Raw genomic sequence first — 4,908 nt, 5'->3', positions numbered from 1 at the left:
GATCGGCGACGAGAACGAGCCGCCCTATCACAAGCCGCCGCTGTCCAAGACCTTCATCAAGGATGCCGACGCCAAGCCGCAGCCTTTGCGCGGCGAGGCCTTCTATTCCGGCAATGCCATCGACTACCGGCCGGGCGTTTGGATCGACAGGATCGATGGTGGCGAGCGCAGGCTGGACGTTTCCGGCGGCGGCACAATTGCCTTCGACCGGCTGGTGCTGGCCACCGGCTCGCGGCCGCGCCTCCTCAAGCTCGATGGCGCGGAGCTCGCCGGCGTGGTGTCGCTGCGCTCGCTGGCCGATGCGCGGCTGATCCGCGAGTTGAGCGCGCAGAGCGAAGAGGTCGTCATCCTCGGCGGCGGCTTCATCGGCCTCGAAATCGCAGCGACGCTGAGGGCCGCCGGCCGCAGGGTCACCGTCGTCGAGGCGCTCGACAGGCTTCTCGGCCGCGCCGTGGCGCCGGCAATCGCGGCGCATGTGCGCCAGCGCCTGGAGGCGATGGGCGTGCGCCTGCTCACCGGCACCACGGTTGCCCGTCTGGAAGGCGAAGGCGGCCGCGTTTCGGCCGCGATCACGTCAAGCGGCGAGCGCCTGCCGGCGCAACTGGTGATCATCGGCATCGGCGTGGTGCCCAATGTCGAGCTGGCCGAAGCCGCCGGCATCGCGATCGCCAACGGCATCCGCGTCGACCAGCATATGCAGAGCTCGATCCCGGAAATCCTCGCCGTCGGCGATGCCGCCTCCTACCGGCACTGGTTCACCGGCGGCGACGTGCGGCTGGAATCGGTGCAGAACGCCACCGACCAGGCGCGGCTTGCCGCGCGCACCATCGTCGGCCATGCCGAACCCTTCGCGGCCGTGCCTTGGTTCTGGTCGGATATCGGCGACATGAAGTTGCAGATGGTCGGCCTGACGCAAGGCGGCGACAGCCATGTCGTGCTGGGCGAGCCGGCCGAGAACAGGTTCTCGATCTACCACTATGCCGGCAACCGGCTGCTGGGCATCGAATCCGTCAACCGCCCGGCCGACCACATGCTCGGCCGCAAGATGCTCGGCGCCGGCTTCTCGCCCGCGCCTCACACCGTGGCAGCCGGGCCGGATGCGCTGAAGGCGGCGCTTGCGGCCTTCAGCCAGGACGAGCCGGCAAGGGCCAGCGCGTAGAGATTGCCAATTTTTGCCATCAGCCTTACATTGGTTGAATGAGCACGATGAATATCTCACTGCCCGACAGCTTGAAGCATTTTGTCGATCAGCAGGTGACGGAGCGCGGCTACGGCACGAGCAGCGAATATGTGCGTGAATTGATTCGCCACGATCAGGATCGTCAGCGTTTGCGCGGTCTGCTTCTTGAAGGCGCTTCGTCCGCGCCAGGCGCTCCTGTCGGTGACGACTATTTCGCGGCGCTGCGCAAGCGAGCGCTGGGCAAATAATTGGTTGCCGTAAAGGCAATTATTCCTCGTGCCCTTGCCTTGCGGGATATCGAAGACACTGTCGATTATTATGCACGCGAAGCTGGTTCGCACGTGGCGCTAGCCTATGTCGAGGATCTTCAAACTGCCTACAAAGTGATAGCCAACCATCCTGCATCGGGCTCGCTGAGATATAGCTATGCGATTGGACTACCCGGTCTGCGCAGTGTGCAATTGAAGCGCTATCCGTACCTGATTTTCTATGTCGAACAGGCCGATCATATCGATGTGTGGCGGGTCCTGCACGCCAAAATGGATATTCCAGCCTGGTTACAGAATCCGAACTCCTGACGGCGAGTTGCCGCACCGGCCTCGGCCGCCAGGAGAATCATTCGCACTGTCCGCCCCTTAGGCCGCGCGCGCCTCGCGGATCGAGGTCTCCAATATATCCAGCGCCTCCGTCATGACGCCGTCCTGGATGGTGATTGGCGACAGGAAGCGGATGACGTTGCCGTAGACGCCGCAGGTGAGCAGGATGAGGCCCTTGTCGAGCGCCTTCAGCCGCACCGCATTGGCTAATTCCGCCGAGGGCAGGCCCTTCTTCACATCATTGAACTCGACGGCGTTCATGAAGCCCGGGCCGCGGATGTCGACGATCTCCGGCACGTCCTCGCGGATCGACGCCAGCCGCTGCTTCAGCCTGGCGCCGAGCGCGTTGGCGCGCTCGCACAGTTTTTCTTCCTCGATGACGTCGAGCACGGCATGCGCCGCGGCGACGCCGATCGGGCTGCCGCCATAGGTGCCGCCGAGCCCGCCCGGTCCAGGCGCGTCCATGATCTCGGCGCGGCCGGTGACGGCCGACAGCGGGAACCCGCCGGCGAGGCTCTTGGCCATGGTGGTGAGATCCGGCGCCACGTCATGGTGCTCCATCGCGAACATCTTGCCGGTGCGGGCAAAGCCGGTCTGCACCTCGTCGGCGACAAGAAGGATGCCGTGCTGGTCGCAGGTCTTGCGCAGTGCCGTCACGAAATCGCGCGGCGCCTCGTAGAAGCCGCCCTCGCCCTGCACCGGCTCGACGATGATGGCCGCGACCCTGGCCGGATCGACATCGGCCTTGAACAGCTTGTCGAGCGCTGCAAGCGAATCCGCGACCGACACGCCGTGCAGCGCGACCGGGAACGGCGCATGGAAGACATCGGCCGGCATGGCGCCGAAGCCAACCTTGTAAGGCACGACCTTGCCGGTCAGCGCCATGCCCATGAAGGTGCGGCCGTGGAAGCCGCCGGAAAAGGCGATGACCGCCTGGCGACCGGTGGCGTTGCGCGCGATCTTGATGGCGTTCTCGACCGCCTCGGCGCCAGTGGTGACGAAGACGGTCCTCTTGTCGAACTTGCCGGGCAGCATGCCGTTCAGGCGCTCGGCGAGGCGCACATAGCTCTCGTAAGGAACGACCTGATGGCAAGTGTGGGTGAAGCGGTCGAGTTGCGACCTGACCGCCTCGATCACTTTCGGATGGCGGTGACCCGTGTTGACCACCGCAATGCCCGACGAGAAGTCGATGTATCGGCGGCCCTCGACGTCCCAGATTTCCGAATTCTCGGCACGATCGGCGTAGATCTGCGTGGTCATGCCGACGCCGCGCGAGATCGACTGGTTCTTGCGTTCGGAAATGGCTGAATTCTTCATCTCACACCTCATCGGGCAGGCGCCCGCTCCGTTTTGATGCCGTCAAAGCCTCTTCTGACCTTATTTCAGGTTTTCCTCAAGTCGGCACATTGGCCCAGTCGATTGGGCCTGCCGCAAGGCCGAAATCGGTCTCGACCAGCCGGCCGATCATCAGGCAGAAACAGTTTCCTTTTCCGGCCGATCGATTATCCTCGCTGCAGCCGCGACGTGCCGCTGCCGGGAGCGGCTCCCGCGGGCCGAGGGAACCATGAGCAGGAACGCGACATCGTCCGCCTTGCCGTCCTTGCCGCTCCGCCCTGCATGTCGGGTGCGGGATGGCGCCAAAGCAGACGTGATCGTTGCTGCGGAGAGTTAAAAGCCAGGTCGCACCCCGTCGCGAACCTGCGAGAGAAAACTACACCCTCACAAACCCCTCGCTCGCCCGAAGCAGGTTGCGCGTATAATCCTCGCTCACGCGGTGGCCGATCAGCTGGCTTGCGGTCAGCGTCTCCACCGCTTCGCCGTTCTGCATCACCATCAGCCGTTCGCACATATGGGTGATGATGGCGAGGTCGTGACTGACCATCAGAAAGGTGAGCTTGCGCCGCCGCCGCACCTCTTCGAGCAGGTTCAGCACCTCGGCCTGGACAGAAGCATCGAGCGCCGAGGTCGGCTCGTCGAGCAAAAGGATCGAAGGTTCGAGGATCAGCGCGCGGGCGATCGCCACGCGCTGGCGCTGGCCGCCGGAGAGCTGGTGCGCATAGCGGAAGCGGAAACCCTTGCCGAGGCCGACTTCGTCCAGCGCGCGCTCGATGCGCTTCTCGCCATCCTGGATTGCGTGAATGGCGAGCGGTTCCTGCAGCAGCCGGTCGACGGTCTGGCGCGGATGCAGCGACCCATACGGATCTTGGAAGACCATCTGCACGTCGCGGTAAAAGGCCTTGTCGCGGGTCTTGCCAAGCGTCTTGCCGTTGATAGCGATGGTGCCGGCAGCGACAGGCGCAAGGCCGGTGATTGCCTTGAGCAGGGTCGACTTGCCGGAGCCGCTTTCGCCAACCAGGCCGTAGGACTCGCCTTCCCTGACTTCGAGTTTAACGCCCTTCAGCGCGCGGAAGCGGTCGAAAATCACCTCCAGCCCTTCGATGGTGATGGCGGCCGTCATGCCGCCCACTCCGGCTTGCGGTCGAGCACCGGCAGCGGGTGTCGCTCGAAGCCGATCCTCGGCATGCAGTTGAGCAGGCCGCGCGTATAGGGATGCTGGGCCTCGCGCAGCTCGGACGCCTTGAGCTGCTCGACCACCTTGCCGGCATACATGACGACCACGCGGTCGCAGAAGGAGGACACCAGGCGCAGATCATGCGAGATGAAGATCAGCCCCATGCCGCGCTCGGCGACCAGCCTATCGAGAATGTTCAGCACATCGAGCTGCACGGTGACGTCGAGCGCCGAGGTCGGCTCGTCGGCGATCATCAGTTCCGGCCCGGCGATCAGCATCATGGCGATCATCGCGCGCTGGCCCATGCCGCCCGAGACCTCATGCGGGTGAAGGTCGAAGACACGGGCCGGATCGCGAATCTGGACCGCCCGCAGCATCTCCAGCGCGCGCTCGCGCGCTTCGGCCTTTCCAACTTTCTCATGCGTGCGCAGCGTCTCGACGATTTGGCGGCCGATGGTCATCACCGGATCGAGCGAGTATTTCGGGTCCTGCAGGATCATAGCGATGCGGTTTCCCCGCAGCGCACGGCGCCGGCTGGATGACACCGAGAGCAGATCGATGCCGTCGAAGCGCAGCTTTTTCGCCGACACCTCGGCCTGCGGCGGGGTCAGGCCCATGAT

6 protein-coding genes are annotated in these 4,908 nt (G+C 64.5%); 3 read left to right on the top strand and 3 right to left on the bottom strand.

Translation table 11 applies throughout. The annotated features are described in order from the left end of the window. The first annotated feature begins 1 nt into the window (after position 1). From EOA60_RS18865 to EOA60_RS18855, 3 genes are read left to right on the top strand one after another with little or no spacing between them, the layout of a single operon-like run. Positions 2 to 1,159 (top strand): FAD/NAD(P)-binding oxidoreductase, encoded by a 1,158-nt coding sequence (locus EOA60_RS18865; RefSeq protein WP_164899400.1) that lies wholly within the window; start codon positions 2 to 4, stop codon positions 1,157 to 1,159. Positions 1,160 to 1,197: 38 nt separating this feature from the next. Further along, positions 1,198 to 1,428 carry a type II toxin-antitoxin system ParD family antitoxin gene (locus tag EOA60_RS18860; protein ID WP_095824240.1) on the top strand — a complete coding sequence of 77 codons (231 nt, stop codon included), beginning with the start codon at positions 1,198 to 1,200 and terminating at the stop codon, positions 1,426 to 1,428. After that, complete coding sequence (locus tag EOA60_RS18855) at positions 1,429 to 1,758, top strand: type II toxin-antitoxin system RelE/ParE family toxin (RefSeq protein ID WP_067324496.1); 330 nt, start codon at positions 1,429 to 1,431, stop codon at positions 1,756 to 1,758. 57 nt (positions 1,759 to 1,815) lie between these two features. On the opposite strand, the gene EOA60_RS18850 is transcribed toward EOA60_RS18855, so the two are convergent. The 3 genes from EOA60_RS18850 to EOA60_RS18840 all read right to left on the bottom strand — a co-directional run. Continuing rightward, on the bottom strand, positions 1,816 to 3,093 hold the full coding sequence (locus EOA60_RS18850; RefSeq protein ID WP_127335257.1) for a 4-aminobutyrate--2-oxoglutarate transaminase: 1,278 nt from the start codon (positions 3,091 to 3,093) through the stop codon (positions 1,816 to 1,818). A 394-nt stretch (positions 3,094 to 3,487) separates the two neighbouring features. Next, the gene (locus tag EOA60_RS18845; protein WP_067324757.1) at positions 3,488 to 4,234 is read right to left on the bottom strand and encodes an ABC transporter ATP-binding protein; all 747 of its coding nucleotides are present in this window, start codon (positions 4,232 to 4,234) and stop codon (positions 3,488 to 3,490) included. After that, on the bottom strand, positions 4,231 to 4,908 hold a 678-nt coding region (locus EOA60_RS18840; protein WP_164899399.1), incomplete at its 5' end, for an ABC transporter ATP-binding protein. The genes EOA60_RS18840 and EOA60_RS18845, both read right to left, overlap by 4 nt.

Source organism: Mesorhizobium sp. M1A.F.Ca.IN.020.06.1.1, from assembly GCF_004023265.1.
GTDB lineage: Bacteria > Pseudomonadota > Alphaproteobacteria > Rhizobiales > Rhizobiaceae > Mesorhizobium.
Note: the sequence above shows the minus strand (reverse complement) of the source record. Positions and strands in the feature narration are given on the sequence as shown.